Raw genomic sequence first — 19221 nt, forward strand, 5'->3', positions numbered from 1 at the left:
CAGGTAAGCCCGGCTATTCGTTGATCCGTCCAAACCAATAATACCACCTGGTCTTCGATCTATATACCCTTTTGCAAAATTCAAAATAGTCGAAAACACTATGGAATAATCAGCATGTTGTAAACTCTCCATATCTTTTATTCGACCCCTTCGATCCACCGGGCCAAATGCCAGATTATATGCATCGTCCACTAATTCATGAGGCGTGCTGGATATTCTTATCGCAATCTTCTTTTCTCTCCCACCCCTCAATCGTGTATAAAAAAATCCCTCATTCTCATTTCCATCCCGCACATTCACCGGATATACCCGTTCAAAATCTAACTTAACAATCATGAAATTTTATTTTAAAAAGCTTAAACAATACTTCCCCACCCACACTTTTGTGCGCTCAATTTCTTCCTCATATAGTATAGCTTATCTAAAAATCGGATTGTATAAATACTCCTCTAAATGGCTAAATGAATTTCCAGTTTTTCAATTGATAATAAAAACACCTACCCCCTTAAAACACAATAGCCACAAGGATCTACCGATCCGCGCAGCTATTTATATTACTTTCCAAATATACTACTCCCCTGCCTCACAAAAAACTTTTTCCCCGTTCATTTTTTGTTCATTTATAATAGGAATTTTGCCAGCCTTCTGAAAAATTCTAAATTGTTGCCAGAACAAATTTTTATGGGAGTAAGCTTATATACCATAACAGGACACAGTTTAGACTATAAAGGCATCATTGAGCTCCAAAACCGCCTTGAGTCAGACGAAGAATTATTACACCTCTATAAGTGGAAGAAAGACAATTACAGTATTTCCCCATGGACCTCTATTGCAACTGCCGAAAGACTAGAAGCCGCCTGGAAACATAACCAAACACAAAAAGAAATCGAAGCCGTTTTCCTTACCGATGAATTATCTTTCCCTACCTTCTTTGGAGAAATTCACTTTGATCGAAACCTTGTAACATTAAATGCCTTCGGACAAAAGCTTTGGATACTCGAAAGCAACTCCGACTTAAGAGCGTTTATTTTAAATTTCAATAATAGAATTGCTCAAATATTAGGTCAAAAAAAGATTATCTATTTCGGAGATAGTTCAGCAAAATCAAGTTGGATTGACAATTGGATGTACGGCAAAACGATTGATCAGATCGAAGAAAAGATCTTCTCTTTAGGTAATGGAAAAATAAAAGACATTGACACTTCTATAAAAGAAGAACATTTATACATACAAACAACTATTTCCTCTTAACCAGCTTCTTTTCAACAGGATCAAATTCTTCAAAATTTATCAGCTCCCCCTGCAAATCATAGTTCTTTCTCAATAACATAACATATGTAGCCTTTGACGTAACAACCTCATATTCAATCATGCCACCTTTCCTCCACCCAGTCACATGTATTGTTTCATCCTGCAATTCACTTCTGCTTCTCAAACTTCCATCTTCATAAAACACTTCCGAAAAATGAATGCTGTTATCAGTCCTGGATTTTTGAACTCCATCTTCATACCAGGCTTCCCCATCTATAAAATGATGATTTTTATATAGATATCGATACGCCAACTGCCCATTTTCGTACCACCCTTTGGTAACCCCTTCTATTCTCCCGTTTATATAAAAGGCCTCCTGTCTAAGCTGCCCATTATCATAAAATTCCTTATGATTACCATTTTTAATAAAGCTATGAATTTTACTATCCGGATTACTAAGCGCCTCCATTACAAAAACATCCCTATCCTCCCAGTTATTCACAATATGTTCAACCTGCCATGGATACAATGCATCGATCAGTTTTTCAATATCAAATTTCACTTCCATCAGGTTCCTTGGAAGATGCGTAATTTCTGCTACCGGAGGACTGACCTTTAAATTTTGATAAGCAAGCAACTTGTGATGTCCGTCCAACACGTAATACGCTGACACTATATCTTCAAAACAGGACCTGAGGGTAATAACAAACGGCCTTTCCCCATTACTGATCTTGTTTTCGAAATACCTCACCCGCTCCTTATTGATTTGTGATTCGGGCTGGGTTGCAATAAAGTACCAGTCATTCCCTTCGTAAAAATTGGGAGTAGTGTAATCAACAATATCACCTGAACCACCCCCCTTTTCTTTTTGCTCCTTCACCCAGTTCCTGTACTCTGCAAGCTTCCTTCCTCCATCATCAACATGAATTGGATTATTTACCTCAAAATACCACCCACACTTATCCTCCGATTCTTTACTTCGGTGAAAATTCAATGTATATTCTCCATTCTGAAACAATTTGAAAAGTGGCAGCAATAAGACATATAACTCGTCCAGGTTGTGCGTATCCAGCTCCAGGCTTCCGGTAATGTTTCGCCGTATTTCCTCCCTATACTTTTCATCATAGGGCAGCTGGCCAAGATATTTGCCAACAGAACCTCTGCAGTCATACCAAACTGCAGTCAGCGGTTGCTGAAAGCTGAAATAGCTACCAATGCTGCTAAGTGCAATTGATACAATATTGAGCCCGTTAGATACTTCAAATCTCTTCATCTGATTATGCTGTTTTATCTGAAATACTACCTCAATAAAACACATCATTTATTGAGGCACCAATTAGCAAAGAGAAATCCTTTTTATAGTGGGAAGAATAAACAGAAAGTCCAAACAATTGCAGCTTTTTTAAAAAAGCTACCGCAAAAAAAAAGCGGGAACAAATTGAATTTCAATTTGCTCCCGCTTTGTGACCCCGCTCGGGCTCGAACCGAGGACCCAAAGATTAAGAGTCTTTTGCTCTACCAACTGAGCTACGGAGTCGTCTCTTATCCCCACATTTCATGTGGTTGGGGTTGCAAAACTACAACCTTTATTAATATTTCACAAAAATAATTTAACTTAAATTTCTTTAATTTTTAAAACAGTCCGGATATACCCCCGGTAAAATATACTCAGTTATGGAAACAGCATACATTGTTGCCGGATACAGAACCGCTGTGGGAAAGGCTAAACGTGGCGGGTTCCGCTTCTACCGCCCCGACGATCTCGCCGTAGATGTCATAACAGGTTTGTTAAAAAGCGTACCCCAGCTTGACCCAAAGCGCGTCGATGACCTTATTGTAGGGAACGCCGTTCCCGAAGCTGAACAAGGTCTCCAGATAGGTAGAATGATTTCCGTCAGAGCACTCGGCATCGAAGTGCCCGGCGTAACCGTGAACAGGTACTGCGCCTCTGGCCTCGAAACCATCGCCATCGCTACTGCCAAAATTCAATCTGGCATGGCCCACTGCATCATCGCCGGTGGTACCGAAAGTATGAGCCTGGTGCCCGTAGCCGGCTGGAAAACAGTTCCTAACTTCAAAGTGGCCAGCACCACACCTGAATACTACCTCGGCATGGGCCTTACCGCCGAAGCCGTGGCCAAAGAATACAACATCTCCCGCGAAGACCAGGATGCCTTTGCACTCAACTCTCATCAAAAGGCCATCAAAGCTATCCAGAATGGCTACTTTAAGGCCGGTATCCTCCCCATCAACATTGATGAAGTATACGTGGATGAGAAAGGTCGCAAACAACAACGCACCTACACCGTCGATACAGACGAAGGTCCTCGCGCCGATACCTCCGCCGAAGCCCTCGCTAAACTCAAGCCCGTTTTTGCCGCCGGCGGCAGCGTCACTGCCGGCAATTCCTCTCAGACCTCCGATGGCGCTGCCTTCGTCATCGTCATGAGCGAAACCATGGTCAAAGAACTGGGCCTCGAACCTATCGGCCGCCTCGTAGGCTGCGTTTCCGCAGGTGTACACCCACGCATTATGGGTATCGGCCCTGTCGCTGCCATACCCAAAGTATTGCAACAGACAGGAAAAACCCTGAATGATATCAACCTGGTAGAATTGAATGAAGCATTTGCCTCCCAGTCTGTAGCCGTGATCCGCGAACTGGGCATCGACCCCGATATCGTCAATATCAATGGCGGCGCCATCGCCCTGGGGCACCCCCTCGGCTGTACCGGCGCCAAACTCACCGTACAGATCCTCAATGACCTGAAACGTCTCAATCAGAAATATGGCGTCGTCACCGCCTGCGTAGGTGGTGGCCAGGGCATAGCCGGTGTCATCGAAAGGTTATAAAAATTGAAATGACTATAATATTTGCGAAATGCCTCCTGGATAAAAGGGGGCATTTCCTTTTTATGTCTATATAGCAAACCCAATAAAGAATTGATTCTCAACCCTACAAGTTATATTTCTTCTATATTCCCCCCATACTCTTTCCCCCGCAATACCTTCCGCCCTACTTTTACGTTTTAAAAATACTCAATCAATAACCATTTAAAAATCCGCTATGAAACCACTTACCTGGCTCTGTTGCTGTGCCCTGCTACTATTTGCATGCAATAAACAACAGGAAACCAAATTGCCCTTAAACAATGAAACTGTAGCTGCCACCCCCGTCAGCAAAACCACGAACAAAAAGATCTTTATCCACTACATGCCCTGGTTCGAAACACCCGAATCCAAAGGCACCTGGGGATACCACTGGAAAATGAACACCCAGAACCCGGACATCATCACCAATGGCAAAAGACAAATCGCCGCTTACTATTATCCTAAAACCGGCCCTTACTATTCCAGCGACCCGGCCATTATCGAGTACCAACTCCTGCTCATGAAGTATGCCGGCGCCGATGGCGTATTCATCGACTGGCCAGGTACAAGAGTGCTCTACGACTATCCTGACAACCTCGCCAATTCCAATGCCCTTATCAACAAACTGAATGCTGTCGGCCTGCAATTCAGTATCGTCGAAGAAGACCGGAACTGGGATGCCGGCAATACCTCCGGCGCCCACGGCGACTTCGTCTACATGCAAAACAATTACTTCAACAAGTCTAATTACCTCACGACCAATGGTAGCCCGGTTGTGCTGAACTTTGGCCCTATCACCTTTCACCAGTCTTCTCAATGGGATGCCATCCTAAGTGGTATCAGTCCGAAACCGAAAGTGCTGCCACTCTATGGCTTCACTTCCGAAGTAGGGGCCAACAATGCTGGTGGTGAATTTCCCTGGATCTACCAGGATCACCCCACTGTTGTGAATAACTACTATGCCCAGGCAGCAAATTTTGCACTGTCTGTCGGAGTAGTATATCCCGGTTTCAATACCTTCTATGCCGCCGGTGGCGCCGATGGCCCTACCTGGCAAATCGCCTATAATGGTACTGGCTCCTTCTCTACTATGCTGGATAAGGCCCTCGCTTCTTCTGTGAGTATCATCCAATTTGCTACCTGGAATGACTATGGAGAAGGTACCATGATCGAACCTACTGAAGAATTTGGCTACTCCTTCCTGACCACCATGCAGCAAAAACTAGGCGTGCCTTATAGTCAGCATGAACTGGAAGTGATCTATCAATTATACCAGGCCAGAAAAACATATGCCGGCAATACTACCATTCAGGCCCAACTGGACCAGGTATTCACCTACCTCGCCAATCAACAGGTAGCACAAGCCGAATCCCTGCTGAATAACCTCGGCGGTAACAATAACACCACCGGCGTGTATATCAAAAACAAATGGCTGAGCACCTACCTTTATGAAGACAATGGCCAGGTGAAATATAGCTCCACCAATTCCGGTAACCAATATAAATGGGTACAGGAAACAGTGAATGGACACATCCGTTTCAAAAACCTTTCCACAGGTCACTACCTGAATATAGAACATCTCTATTCTTACGTGGAAAGCTCCGATGTACCCAATACTTTCTACAGCAGCTACTGGGTGCTGGAAAGCTATAATGGGTATACCAGGTTGAAAAATGAATGGCAGAATACTTATCTGAATCTCGAAAATCAAAGTGGATTGGCACAATGCACCGCCGTGCCGAACTATTTTGAAAGTAGTCAATGGACACTCCAGCAATAATAATATTTCCGGCCCTTTTCAATCCACTGCAAAAGGGCCGGTGTATTTTCCTCCCTAATAAGCCCCCGCCCCTAAAAATAAATTTTTAAGTGAACGATCGCTCACTTATATTTGCACTACCATGAGGCAACGCGACGAAAATAAAATCCTGACCATCACCGAAAAAGCAATCGAAATAATCGCCGATGAAGGTCTGGAAAACTTTGGTATCAACAAGCTCGCAAGGGCTGCTGGTGTATCGCCTGCCACTATCTATATTTATTACAAAGACAAAGAAGACCTGCTCACCCAACTCTCTGTTGAAGTAGGTAAAAGAATCAGCGACGCCGCCCTCAATGGCCTTGAACCCGATATGTCCTTCGAAGCCGGCCTTTGGCTCCAATGGCAAAACAGGGCTAAATATGCCATGACAAACAAGCGCAACATATCCTGCGGAGACCAGCTACAGCACTCCAATTACCGGGATACGTTCACACAAGCTATCTCTGCAGAGATGAAAAAAAAATTAGGACCGTTTTTTAAAAATGCCGTAGCCAGGGGAGAAATAAACCAAATGCCCCTTGAAATATACTGGTCAGTTGCATTTGCGCCACTATATTCACTGGTACGATGGCACAAAGATGGTTACAGCCTGGATGGAAGATCATTTACACTCACACCCAAAATCATGCGCGAAGCATTCGAATTAGTTATCAGGGCCTTTAAAAAATAAGCCCTTTTTTTTCACATGATAAGTAAGCGATCGCTCACTTAAAATATTTTTAATTCGCCTTTCTATGAACCAGACAACCAATTTTTCACCCTACCAGAAACTGGTGGTAGCCCTGCTGGCACTCACCCAGTTCACGGTTATTCTCGACTTCATGATCGTCTCGCCATTGGGAGATATGCTCATGAAATCACTCACTATCAATCCGCAGCAATTTGGATTAATCGTCTCTGCTTACGCCTTCAGCGCAGGCATTTCCGGCTTACTCACCAGCGGCTTTGCTGACCGCTTTGATCGCAAAAAACTTCTTGTATTTTTCTATGGCGGGTTCATTATCGGCACTGCCTGCTGTGGTATAGCCAACACCTATCATATGCTGGTAGCTGCACGCATCGTCACCGGTCTCTTTGGCGGCGTGATCAGCTCTATCTCTATGGCAATTGTTACAGACCTGTTTCCCATGCAGCAGCGTGGTCGTGTAATGGGATTCCTGCAAATGGGATTTGGCGCCAGCCAGGTGCTGGGTATTCCTATCAGCCTTTACCTGGCAAATGCATGGGGATGGGAAGCACCCTTTCTTTTAGTGGTCGGACTGGCTGTCATCATTATGCTACTCATCGTTGTAAGAATACAACCGGTCACTGCCCACCTCGCCTTACAGCATGATAAGTCAGCATTGATACACCTGTGGCATACCCTTACCAAAGGCAATTATGCGATCGGCTTTGCCACCACTGCCATGCTTTCTATCGGCGGCTTTATGATGATGCCTTTTGGTAGTGCATATGCAATTAATAACCTCCACATCACACAACAGCAATTGCCATTACTGTTTATAGTAGCAGGCATCGGTACACTCATCGTTATGCCGCAGATCGGAAAACTCAGTGACAAGATGGATCGCTTTACTATTACCAGTATGGCTACACTCCTCATGATTATCTTAGTCGCTATTTATACCCACCTGCCACCCGTACCACTCTATACAGTGATCACCATCAATGTACTGATGATGGCCGCTATTATGGGTCGCTCGGTACCAGCCATGGCACTTATTACAAGTGTGCCTGATATGGCAGACAGAGGCGCTTTTATGAGTATCAACTCCTCTTTACAACAGATAGCCGGCGGTATAGCGGCAGCTTTTGCAGGGATGATAGTGGTGCAGAAAACAAAGACTAGCCCGCTGGAAAATTTTGATCTGGTGGGATATGTAGCCATCGTTGTTTCACTGTGCTGCCTGATGCTCTTAGGTAGAGTCAGCAAGATGGTGAAAACGAAACTCACACCAGCGTTATAAAAAAATCCTGAGACTCGCTTAAAACGAGGTACCCAAATAAAAAGGGGATATATCATAGTTCTGATATATCCCCTTTTTTAAAAATTATTCTACCCAGTAAGTCAAGGTCACCACAATATAACCATCACTACCTACCTGGCTGTCATCCAGCGTGACAGTTTTAGAAACTACGCCATCCCAGTTACCCGGATTAGCGCCAAACTGATAAGTACCCGCCGGCAGGTCATAGATCTCGAAACCTTCACGATCAGCTTCGTAAGTAACACCGGTGGACTGATTCACAGCCCAGAAACCATGCAAACCAGTACTACCTGTGTATGGATTACCGTAAATGTCTACCAGCTCGATACGTACATTGTAAGTAGTAGCTACCGCTGGCTTTGGTGTTGCAGCAAAAGTGTTCGCAACAAATAAAATTGACAGCAAACTGCAAATGAGTGAGAATCTCATGGGCTAAAACAATTTAAATTGAGGGAATTAAATTATCAGCCCTAAGATATATTTTTTCGATAGAAATAATGCATTATCACTTCCCTCCCGTCGACACATAATCATACGGCACCTGGTCCGCCAGCTTCTCCCATCCCCAATACCCACTAAACAACATCGCCAACGGATTCACACATACCCCCTCCTTACTAAACGTACAATCCGGTTGCAAAAACCGTATCATCGACTCCTGCTCCTTCGGCAATCTCCCCATCAACCTTGCGTACTTATTCGCCTCCAACTCCTTCACATAGCTTACCAGCAACATATTCTCACAATGCAGATCATACTTATCCTCCAGCGTATCTGAAGGCTTCATCAGATCAACCGGCCTTAGCGGCGTCGGCATCCTGTAATTCACATAATTACTATCATCTGAATACGCATCCCTGTTCAACATAATCTTCCCATTCTTCACAATCGTATCCCGTACATACCCACGCTGCCGCGGCCGCCTTACAATCTCATTCACCACAAAACCTTCCTCCGCCGTATTCCCGTTGATCAGTGACCTGAAGAAATGTAAAGACGATCCATGAAACACCAGCTCCCTGTTCGCCGCCCACTGCCGCGCCTGCGATTTCTTCTTCGATGTCATATTCTCATAAAATGCATACCCGTAATAAGAGATGGTATGATCCCTGTCTGAATTCACATACTGCTTCAGCAGGAACCGGATCTTATACCCCAATGCCGCATTCATAATCACCAGGTAATCTTCCGTACTCGCCTTCAATGCCTGCTCCGCATTGTCATACCCAATATCCAGGATCTCATCATTGGTAATCACACACGTCTTTGCAAACTCCGTCTTCCCTATAAATGTCTCTTTGAACTTCTTAATATTCGCCTCTCTCTTTGGATCACGCTTCACCTCAAATGCTTTCAACACGGTCGCCTTCGGTTGCAGGGTGATCTTAATATTCACATCCTCCGTATTCACGTCCAGGTAATTCGATGCGGTCTCATACCCTACATAAGAAGCAATTAATTCATACCTGCCCGCTACAATCCCACTAATACTAAAATTCCCCTTCTCCGTCGTTGTACCACCCTTACTGGTGTTATTAATAAATACCGTCGCAAACCCCAGTGGCTTGCCATCAGTAGCTGACACCACCGTACCTGTAATTTTGACCTGTGCAAAAATAACCTCCGTCAGTGTGATTAAATAACCGAGGATTAGAATTCTTCTCATGCCCGCGAAATAACACCGAAGCCGGAAAGCTATTTTGTTAATATCGATGTAAAGGCAGGATGTGCAGACAAAACAAAGAAAAAAGGCTTTTGCAATCCGCAAAAGCCTTTTTAAATATGATCAGTAGTTAGGATTCTTCGTCTCCGCACTTCCCTCTCCTCCCGGATTCAGATCCGCCTCATCCGCCGGCACATCCCAATAATCCATAAAGTTGAAGTTGATTGTTACATTCTTATTCAGTTTTCCCGCACTTGTCAGGAAGTTATTTCCATAACTACCGCCACCGGCTCCGATATCATAAGACCATCCCCACCGGCGTATATCATAAAATGACAATCCTCTGAATACCAGCGATACCCTTCTCTCCATCACCAACTCCTGCATTGCATTCACCGCTGTCAATCCCGTACCTGTCACTGCTGTTACACCAGATCCCTGGTAACTTCTCACGGCATATACATATGCCAATCCTGCATCTGTATTTCCCAAACGGATATTCGCCTCCGCCAGCATCAGTGCATTCTCCTCATAACTACCTGCTATGTATTGTTCATAACCACCTATCGCGGTAGTACCATACACATACACGCCCGAAGTGCCATTACCACCATCTATAATACTCCACCTTGTACCAAATGATAAATCATCCAGGTATTTGGTAGCCGTATCAAAGTTGTTCGCCACGCGCTTATCTCCATCATGGAAGTTCTGCATAAACCGCTCTCCCAATCTGAAGGTAGTCGATGTATTCACACCTACGGTCAGCACTGACGCCGTACCACCTGATGCTGAAAAGAATCCATTTGCAGCAGCACTTCTGCCAGTAAACACATAGTCGCCATTCTTGATACCATTCGTAGCTAATGTCAATACTTCATTCCAATCTGCCGTTGTCATCGGCGTTGTAGAAGTTGTAGTAATAGTAGCACTCAGGTTCTTATTCACAAAAGGCGCCAGCTTATTCACCAGCAGGTTTCTCGCCAGCAATGTATTGATGTTCCTGATCCACATATCAGTCGTTAATACACCACCATGACCTACCTGGCAGAAAGAAGGAATGAGCTGCCCCAGCACAGTGCTATAATCTGAAGAACTGCTGATACCTGTCTGCAACAGGCTCGCTGCCTGGTTCAGGTAATTGTTGGACAATGCAATGATACTATCCTTAATCAGGTACCTGTTAGACGTACCGCCAAATGTATCTATCCTTAATCCTGAATAATACAGTGAACCGATTTGTGAATAAGCATATCCTTTCCACCAGTAACACCATGCCTTAATCGTATTGGCACGCGTAGTAGCATCGCCGCTGAATGTAATACCATCTGCCAGGCTCAGTACCTGGTTCAGCGTATTATTCATAGCATACATATTCAACCACTGATAATAGGTAGGGTTATAACCAGACCCTGTTTGTGCACGGGTATTATTCGCACGCATCAGGCTTACATTCGCAATACCTGTTTCAGTTTTGGTACCATCGTCAAGTATAAAGTATTCAGGAATGCTCATAGTACTTATCAACTGGTTCGATGCCTGCGCACCTACCACATCTCCCAACAGCTCTGCATATCCGAAAGGCAGTGAAAAATAACTGTCGCCCAGCCAGTCGTCGCCAGTTTTAAAACCATTGATGTATACGCCACCTGTAGCCAACGAAATGAGGCCGGTCTCCGTATTCACATTCCCTTCCACCGTAGGCAGGTTCGGGTTTCCTACATTCAGTTCTTTCTTGCAGGACAGTGTTCCCAATAATAGCAAACTGCAAACAAGAGATAAGATATATTTATTATTACTCATGATGATGTTCCCTTTTAATATAAAAATTTAGAATCCTACATTTAAGCCTACCTGGTATGATCTCATGTTAGGAATGGTACTGTGGTCAATTCCCCTGTCGAAAGATGAGTTAGCCGCACCTGAACTTATTTCAGGATCAAAGCCATTATACTTTGTCACTGTCAGCAGGTTCCTGCCGGTGAATACTACCTGCAGTTTATTGAATCGCTGTACATGAAGGAATCTTGCCAGATCAAATCCTAAGGAAACATTTCTCAGACGCAGGAAAGAAGCATCTTCATAAAAATAATCCTTGGTCGCATTGTTACCCGGTCCATACAGGCTACCCCATGAGCTGGAATAAGCACTACCATAGTAAGCAGTGTAAGCAGCCCTTCTGCCATTGATAGTAACCGGTTTGGAGAAGTCGCCATCTATACCGTCGCGGTACATCCACTCTTTGGTTTGATTGTACAGGTGGCTACCATATACCCAGTCAAACTGGAAGGAGAAAGTGAGGAAATTCTTATAGGTAAATGAATTGATAAATGATGCATTGAATTTAGGATTCGGATCCCCAAAAGCAGTGGCGGTTTCGGCAAACTGGATCGCTTTGGTTGCAGTATCTACCACACGACCTTCTACTATTTCATACTTGCCCTTATCCGCATCTGAGATGTATTTGGTACCATCTCCTTTCACCGCATCCAGGCTTCTCAATGCCTTGTAACCATAGATCTGTCCGATCTTCTGACCAGCTGTCAGTGTCAGCGCCGTACTACCTGCAGCAGATGTTAAGATGATATCTGCACCACCCCTGATTTTGTCAATTGTGGAAGTCTGCTTGCCAAAGTTGGTGGTGAAATCCCAACCGAAATCCTTTGATTTATACACTGGAATATTTACCTGGAACTGTATCCCTTTCGAAGACATATCGATGGCATTTGTCAGCACAGCTGTACTACCTGTGGATAATGCAGAGCTAACCTTGTAAATTACATTTTGTGCTTTACGTGTCCAGTATGTAAATGATCCATTCACAGAACCCAGCCAGTTACCTTTAAACAACGTCACAGAGAAATCAGTACCGATTTCAAATTCTTTAGAGACTTCTACTTTCAGGTTCGGATTCTGTGAAGTAGCAGGATTGGAATAGTATAGAGAAGATCCCAGTGTACCCTGGTTCAAGGTAGGATACCTGTCAAAAACACCCGGTTGTGTACCTGCTTCACCATACGCAGAGCGGATCTTAAAGTAAGGTACTATATGTTCCAGCCCACTCCAGAAGTTAAAGGAGGAAGGAAGCACATAACCATTCACGTGCGGGAAGGTAGATGGTTTAGACCCGCTACCAAATGTAGAAGACCAGTCACTTCTAAATCCACCGGATACACCACCCCAGTCACCAATATCAAATTTCTGATCAACGAGGTAACCAAAGGTCACAAAAGTTTCCTGGTAATCTCCGTTGGTAGGTTCCGTGCTGGAAGAAGAAGTAGGCGCTACATAAAGGGCGGAAGCAGAGGCGAGATTAATAGGAGAAGTGGTAGGCAAGCCTAAACCATATATATCATATTCCCTGTACTTTCTCTGGCGATAGTCATAAGATGCCAGCGTCGTTGTTTGAATGGGAAGGTTCCAGCCAAAGTCTTTCTTAAAATCAGTTCTGAAAAAAAGACTTCCCAGGAAGTTCTGGAACGTAGTCGTATAGTTCCACTGGTCAATTTCACCGGTGCGGTCCGTCGCAAAGTAAGAAGCCTTGGTATCCCAATATTCTGCATTCGCATTTCCGGTCTGGTTCAGGTAGGTCCATGTAGCGCGTTCTGTTCTGTAGTTGATACCATACTTCGCATCCAGTTCCAGGAAGTGATTAATCTGGTAGTTGGCATTCACGCTTTGTACGATATCAATTTTGTTGTCCAGCCCATCTGCATACTCCTGTACATAGTATGGGTTAAAGGCGTTGATACTTAAGAAATCGGCAGTCTGATAGGCAGGGGAATGTCCATCCGCCATCTTCCATTTCAAACTGAAGAAAGGAGAAGTGTTCAGGAAGCTGTAGATGTTGCCGACATTCCCTGCCATGTTACCTCTACCGTAGAGGTAACCACCTGGAGCCCCGAGGCCCGGTGTCAGTGTATTTTTGGTGTAGATAACCTGTGTGGTAGAGCGGATACGGAAACCTTTGAATACCTCAGTACCAACGTTGGCAGTCAGGTTTGTACGGTCTACATAACCGTTGTGCATAACAGGGCTGAGTGTATGATTATTGGCGAATGCAATGTTGAAATCTGTCTTATCAGTACCGCCTGAAAAGTTGATGGCATTGTTCCAGGTACTACCTGTCAGGAACATTTCTTTGAAGTGGTCATAATACTTCAGGTTCATGTTGTAAGGCTTATCCGCAATATTTTTTGGATTCAATATGCCATAGCGGGTAGCGCCACCGTATGTATAACTAATACCAGAATAATCTCCATACTGATCAAGGGCCAGTATATTGCCACTGGCATCTACAACATTATTGTTGCCATCAGTGAGGTAGGGGTGTTTGCTAGCTTTGGTCACACCACCACTGTTGATGTAGTTATTAAAGGAATAACTGGTTGTATAGTTCACTTCCATACGTCCAGCCTTCCCCTTTTTGGTGAAGAGCTGAATAGCACCATTGGCACCCTGGGCACCATATAAAGCAGCAGAAGCAGCACCCTGTATCACCTCCACTCTTTCTACGTTGGCAAGATCAAGGCTATTGAAGTCAGTCGCAGCCACCTGCACACCATCCAGCATGATGAGAGGTTTAGTACCACCCTGAATTGTATTCACACCCCTGAGGAGGATGTTCACAGGGTCACTGGGGTTACCGCTTACAGTAGAGATTTGTGCACCGGGTATTTTACCAACCAGTGCCTGGTCAATACTGGTAGAAGCACCGGCCAGTTTCTCAGCAGAAACTGATTCTACAGAAATACCCAGCTTTCTCCGGCTGGTAGGCGTTCCTGTCCCGGTGACAACAAATTCAGTCAATATTTTTTTGTCATTCCCCAATTGTACACTGATAGGTAAACCATCTATAGTGACTTCTTTTGTTTCATAGCCAACAGCAGTAATGGTGAGCTTCTGTCCCCTGGAAGCCGTAATGGTGAAGGCACCGCCGACGTCGGCTACAGTACCGCCGCCCCCTTTTATTTTGATAGTGGCACCCGGAATAGGTTGCCCCGATTCATCTTTCACCGTACCGGTGACCTTCGTTGATTGTGCAAATAATGAAAACGTAAAGACATGGCACATCAGTACCATAAGGCATAGAAAACCCTTGATTCTCATAATTGTGATTTAAAATGACAGTAGATAACCTTGTGATCAAATAATAGCCACGTATGGGTTGCTGGCATCGCCCACCATAGCAGTCTTTTTCATTGTTTCGTTATTTTCTCATAAACAAATTATAATAGTAAAAACAGGCATACCGGAATGGTGGCGGCATGCGCTACAGCACAGGAAACGGGTTTTCCCCGAAAATTGATCTTACGGTAAACGGTTCGTCTTCTAACCCCTGCCATTTGGTTGAAATGGCTTGTTCATCTGTTTAGAAATAAGTTAAATAGTCATACTGTAAAAGAAGTCTCTTACAGCGGCAATCAATAGATGTTCATCACAATGTCAGCGTAAATATTGATTCGATTTTGATTCTTTGGATTCTGATTTTGGTTGTTATGTTAAATATAGATACTTGGTTTATAATTTCATAATTTTTAGAACAAAAAAATACAAATATTGTAATATAGAATTATTTTTAATATAACAAATAGCATGACAAACATTGAAGTTCAGAAAATTATAAAGGGGGCCTGCGCCCCCCCTTACAGCGTGATGCCCATCATCACCGTCACCCTGCTGAAAGAATAATCTGTCGTGGTAAAAGTTCCTAATGGTGCCTGCGTTTGCCAATCCAGGATGGCATTCTTCGTCTTAAATGCGGCATAAGCATACCCCGCCGAAATGTGAAATGAACTATTATACCTCCACCTGAATTTATATCCCAACCCCGCATGCACATATGTACCCGCTATATTTTTATCCGGCTCCTTCGAATTTTGTAATCCCCACTGTTTGCGTGTTAACCAAGGAATGGCCTTACCCGCACCTGCATAAGAAAAAAAAGTCCGCTCCGCCTTACTGAAATCATACCGGAGATCCCCAAATACAGGAACCGACCTTGCCTGGTAATCATCTAACCCAATCCCCACACCTACCTGGTACTGATAAGCAAACCGATAACCTACTATACACCTCCACACAGATCCTTTCCTGTCAGAAAATTGCAGGCCCGCTTCATCTATATTATAAAAACCATCAGGGGTTATTTTAGGATGTACCTTCTCCTGCTTCACACTATCCATCTCTGCACGACTAAATACTAACGTATCCTTTATCCTGTTCTCCATCTTCACCACCCCATTCTCAGTCGAAAAGATATGTCCCCTGATCACACTGCCGTTCTTAAAATAAAGCACATCCAGCTTTTGCTGCGCAGTCAATACCTGCATAAGCAGCAAACCTGCACATAACAACAGTATATATTTCATAGTAATTATTTAATAACAATACCAATCTTACTTAACAATGCTGGCTCACTCAAATTAGTATAATCGTACTGGTACAAACCATCTTTGGCTGTGACCAACAGCACGTGATTATTGGGGATCACATCATACGCTTCTATGTCTTTCACAGTGTATTTTATTGTTACATTCAATGGATCAGTGGCATCCATAAAGTGCAAGCCCTTCGTACCTTCACATACAAACAGGTTGGTTCCATCTATGCCCAATCCGTATGGCCCTGACATAGGATACGTTTTTAGCAATTGCGGGCTGGCTACATTTGCTACATTCAGTACATCCAGCTGATTCAGATTACTCCCACAGATCGTACCCGATCTTAATGTTACATAAGCCGTCTTCCCTTCTACCACCACAGGATCGCATGATTGTATATGTGAGAAAGTACCTGCTGCCGCCGGCAATTCAGGGTTGCTCACATCATAAATAAGCATACCGGTGGTACTGCCTATAAAGATGTAATGATCATAAGGGAAGATGGTTTCGATATTTGCAGGAACCGAAAAGTTATTTCTCTTCACAGGTTCACTTGCCTGCTGTACACTGAAAACCTGGATACCGAAATAATCTACTGTATACAGTGTATTATTCATCAGCCCAAAGCGTGCAGTAGAACCGGCTTTGCCAGTAGCAGAGGGTACAGAGACATTTGATTTATTAGAAACAGTGACACTGTTAGTCACACCATCATACATGTATTCGCCATTCCACCTCGCTTCATTACAGGTATTTGAGAGTACGGTATCCCTGATACTAAAACTAACGATCACCCCTCTCAGGGTATCGGCCATAATACCATATTCATATTGCCGTTGCGGGAAAACGTTGTTCAGGCGTTTCGTCTGGCGAATGTTGTGCGGATCGCTGATATCAAGTGCTACCAGGTCAATATAACTATCTACATACATCACATTCCCTTTTACTGCAAGGTCTACATTACCGGGAATGTTGATAAATGCGATTTTTTGTGGGTTGGCAGGATTGGAGTTGTCTATGACGTGGATACCTTTGTTCAGCTCGTTCAGGAAGATGTAGTTGCCGTAGAGATAGATTTTGCCTGGGGATGCAATTTCATGGGGCGATTCACTACGGATAGAAGATCTCAGGGAATCGAGTTTTGCATAAACAGGTGTGTACACTTTGGAAGGAATGTTGTTAGTACATTTATCCTTCAAACAACTGCTTAGTACGAACAAATAGACAGCCAGCAGCGCTGTCGGCAACAGTCTGGTTGATGCTACATTCATGGGGAATAGGTTTCCATTAGAACGAGGTACTCAATAAAAAAGTTACAAAAGCGAGCGGTTTTTACGACCGGCGTACAGCCGGCCGTAAAAACCGCAACTAAATAAAAAAGCCCTCCCAAAAGAGAGGGCCCACTCATCGTTTTACGTTTTTATTTTACCTCATCCAAAATAGCATGATCTATCCCCTGCACAACCTGTACTTCCGGCTTTATCAACTCTAACACTGCAATACTATTCTCTCCCTTCTTCAACCACTCCGCCGGTACAAACACCGTTTGCTGTGGCCCCACTTCCCAATACCTTCCCAGGTTATGCCCATTCACCCAAACCACACCTTTTCCCCACTGGCTCATATCCAGGTAAGTATCTCCTACCGCATTCAACTCAAAATTACCTTCTCTCAACACCGGCTCATTCACCCCAGCTTTCCCTGCCTGCACAGCCGGTACATTATTAAATGGTAAAGAATACATCTCCCATCCTTTCAGCACACGACCTCCAAATACCACGCTCTCTGTAATCCCCTTCTTATTCTGCAACAGGTAAGGCCCAAAATTGACCCTGCCTAAATTCTCTACCAGTATCTCCAGGCGTACCTTACCTTTCGGCAATGTTACCTGCAGATTATCCTGCTTCAGTCTTCTATCCAATGTGCCTACTCTTTTTCCATTCACAAACACAATTCCATAATCCCTCAGCGCATTTATCTTCAGCAAACCGGTTTTACCACCATCCACGGTCGTTCTATATAAAACAAATCCATACGCCTGTTTCAAATCTTCAAAAGTCAATGGAGTTGCATTTTTTACCGCCGCCGGCAGCAAACTAAACACCCCTGTAGCCTGTGTGAGTTGAACGGGGGGAATGGTAATCACCCCTCTCTTAGCAGGTACCTCCGGCAATGTCTGCCCCGGTTGCAAATGCTTTGCAATCACAGCACGGAACTGCATAAATTTCTCCGTTGCATTGCCTGCTTCATCCAATGGCGCATCATAATCATAACTGCTGGTCTGCGGCTCATAAGGATCCTTATCATTCGCATTTGCACCATTCATAAATCCACGTGTCGTACCACCATGGAACATATACATGTTAATAGAAATACCCGCACTCAGCACACTATCCAGTCTGCCCAGGTATTGCTGGTATGGCACCGTATGATGCTTTGTACCCCACCAGTCAAACCACGCAGGATACCATTCAGCAATATAAAAAGGCCCTTTTCCGCCATGATTTTCGCGGATCAGTTTCTTTACCTTCACTGGGTTATCCTGGCCATTAATAGCCGGCAATAAGCCCGGTAAATGCCCGTTTTTAATCGCTGCTTCCGGATCGCAGGTAAAGAGCAATCCATCAAAACCTGCATCGATGAACATCTTCCTGTTAATATCCAGGTACTCCTTATCAGCAGCATAAGAACCATATTCATTTTCAATCTGCACCATCAGTATATTCCCACCATGATTCACCTGCAAAGGCGCCAACTGCTTGCCCACTGCATTGATATAATTACGGTAAGCATCCAGGTAATGCGGATCTTTACTTCTCACTACCAACCCCTTCTCATTCTGTAACCAATAAGGGTAGCCACCAAACTCCCATTCCGCACATACGTAAGGGCTTGGCCGCAGTACCACATACATTCCCTCCTCTTTTGCAATCTTCACAAACTCCGCAATATCATTGTTGCCCGAGAACTCATAATGCCCCTTCTCCGGCTCATGCACGTTCCAGAATACATATGTACCTATGGTATTAAGGCCCATTGCCTTTGCCATCTGAATTCTGGCACGCCATGCCTCGCGGGGTACCCGGGGATAATGAATCTCACCCGAAATCATCTGAAAAGGCTGCCCGTCCAATAAAAAGGCGCTGTCTCCCAACGCAAAGGTGTGCTGAGATTGCCCCATCCCCTGCATACATAAAGCTATTAGGGCGATGATCGCTACGCTTATTTTTTTCATCCTGTCTAGTT

Annotated in this window: 14 protein-coding genes and 1 tRNA gene; 5 read left to right on the forward strand and 10 right to left on the reverse strand. The window is 44.2% G+C overall.

Features of this window, described 5'->3' with window-relative positions; genetic code table 11:
• Positions 1–336, reverse strand: a 336-nt coding sequence (locus tag ABDW16_RS13170; protein WP_343670316.1) for a hypothetical protein, incomplete at its 3' end; no start/stop codon positions are given.
• Between the two features lie 327 nt (positions 337–663).
• Between ABDW16_RS13170 and ABDW16_RS13175 the strand changes: the two genes are divergently transcribed.
• The gene (locus tag ABDW16_RS13175; protein ID WP_343670317.1) at positions 664–1251 is read left to right on the forward strand and encodes a hypothetical protein; all 588 of its coding nucleotides are present in this window, start codon (positions 664–666) and stop codon (positions 1249–1251) included.
• Here ABDW16_RS13175 and ABDW16_RS13180 read toward each other — a convergent pair.
• Together ABDW16_RS13180 and ABDW16_RS13185 are read right to left on the reverse strand one after the other, a co-directional pair.
• On the reverse strand, positions 1238–2524 hold the full coding sequence (locus tag ABDW16_RS13180; protein ID WP_343670318.1) for a hypothetical protein: 1287 nt from the start codon (positions 2522–2524) through the stop codon (positions 1238–1240). The genes ABDW16_RS13175 and ABDW16_RS13180 overlap by 14 nt on opposite strands.
• 191 nt (positions 2525–2715) lie before the next feature.
• Positions 2716–2788, reverse strand: a tRNA-Lys gene (locus ABDW16_RS13185).
• Positions 2789–2925: 137 nt separating this feature from the next.
• Between ABDW16_RS13185 and ABDW16_RS13190 the strand changes: the two genes are divergently transcribed.
• The 4 genes from ABDW16_RS13190 to ABDW16_RS13205 all read left to right on the forward strand — a co-directional run bounded on the left by ABDW16_RS13190 (position 2926) and on the right by ABDW16_RS13205 (position 7908).
• A complete protein-coding gene (locus ABDW16_RS13190; RefSeq protein WP_343670319.1) occupies positions 2926–4101 on the forward strand; it encodes an acetyl-CoA C-acyltransferase in 1176 nt (391 codons plus the stop codon).
• A 214-nt stretch (positions 4102–4315) separates the two neighbouring features.
• Positions 4316–5899 (forward strand): glycoside hydrolase family 71/99-like protein, encoded by a 1584-nt coding sequence (locus tag ABDW16_RS13195; protein ID WP_343670320.1) that lies wholly within the window; start codon positions 4316–4318, stop codon positions 5897–5899.
• 121 nt (positions 5900–6020) lie between these two features.
• Positions 6021–6611 (forward strand): TetR/AcrR family transcriptional regulator, encoded by a 591-nt coding sequence (locus tag ABDW16_RS13200; RefSeq protein ID WP_343670321.1) that lies wholly within the window; start codon positions 6021–6023, stop codon positions 6609–6611.
• A gap of 64 nt (positions 6612–6675) precedes the next feature.
• The gene (locus tag ABDW16_RS13205; protein ID WP_343670323.1) at positions 6676–7908 is read left to right on the forward strand and encodes an MFS transporter; all 1233 of its coding nucleotides are present in this window, start codon (positions 6676–6678) and stop codon (positions 7906–7908) included.
• Between the two features lie 84 nt (positions 7909–7992).
• Here ABDW16_RS13205 and ABDW16_RS13210 read toward each other — a convergent pair whose 3' ends face one another.
• The 7 genes from ABDW16_RS13210 to ABDW16_RS13240 all read right to left on the reverse strand — a co-directional run bounded on the left by ABDW16_RS13210 (position 7993) and on the right by ABDW16_RS13240 (position 19210).
• Positions 7993–8358, reverse strand: a complete 366-nt coding sequence (locus ABDW16_RS13210; protein ID WP_343670324.1) for a hypothetical protein — start codon at positions 8356–8358, stop codon at positions 7993–7995.
• Positions 8359–8434: 76 nt separating this feature from the next.
• On the reverse strand, positions 8435–9595 hold the full coding sequence (locus tag ABDW16_RS13215) for a carboxypeptidase-like regulatory domain-containing protein (protein ID WP_343670325.1): 1161 nt from the start codon (positions 9593–9595) through the stop codon (positions 8435–8437).
• A gap of 120 nt (positions 9596–9715) precedes the next feature.
• Positions 9716–11395: a RagB/SusD family nutrient uptake outer membrane protein gene (locus ABDW16_RS13220; RefSeq protein WP_343670327.1), complete on the reverse strand. Its 1680-nt coding sequence runs from the start codon at positions 11393–11395 to the stop codon at positions 9716–9718.
• 27 nt (positions 11396–11422) lie between these two features.
• Positions 11423–14701, reverse strand: a complete 3279-nt coding sequence (locus tag ABDW16_RS13225) for a SusC/RagA family TonB-linked outer membrane protein (RefSeq protein WP_343670329.1) — start codon at positions 14699–14701, stop codon at positions 11423–11425.
• A 536-nt stretch (positions 14702–15237) separates the two neighbouring features.
• Positions 15238–15963: a hypothetical protein gene (locus tag ABDW16_RS13230; RefSeq protein ID WP_343670330.1), complete on the reverse strand. Its 726-nt coding sequence runs from the start codon at positions 15961–15963 to the stop codon at positions 15238–15240.
• Between the two features lie 5 nt (positions 15964–15968).
• On the reverse strand, positions 15969–17246 hold the full coding sequence (locus ABDW16_RS13235; protein ID WP_343670331.1) for a hypothetical protein: 1278 nt from the start codon (positions 17244–17246) through the stop codon (positions 15969–15971).
• 149 nt (positions 17247–17395) lie between these two features.
• Positions 17396–19210 carry a beta-galactosidase family protein gene (locus ABDW16_RS13240; protein ID WP_343670332.1) on the reverse strand — a complete coding sequence of 605 codons (1815 nt, stop codon included), beginning with the start codon at positions 19208–19210 and terminating at the stop codon, positions 17396–17398.
• Between the last annotated feature and the right edge of the window lie 11 nt (positions 19211–19221).

This window comes from Chitinophaga sp., assembly GCF_039596135.1.
Classification (GTDB): Bacteria; Bacteroidota; Bacteroidia; order Chitinophagales; family Chitinophagaceae; genus Chitinophaga.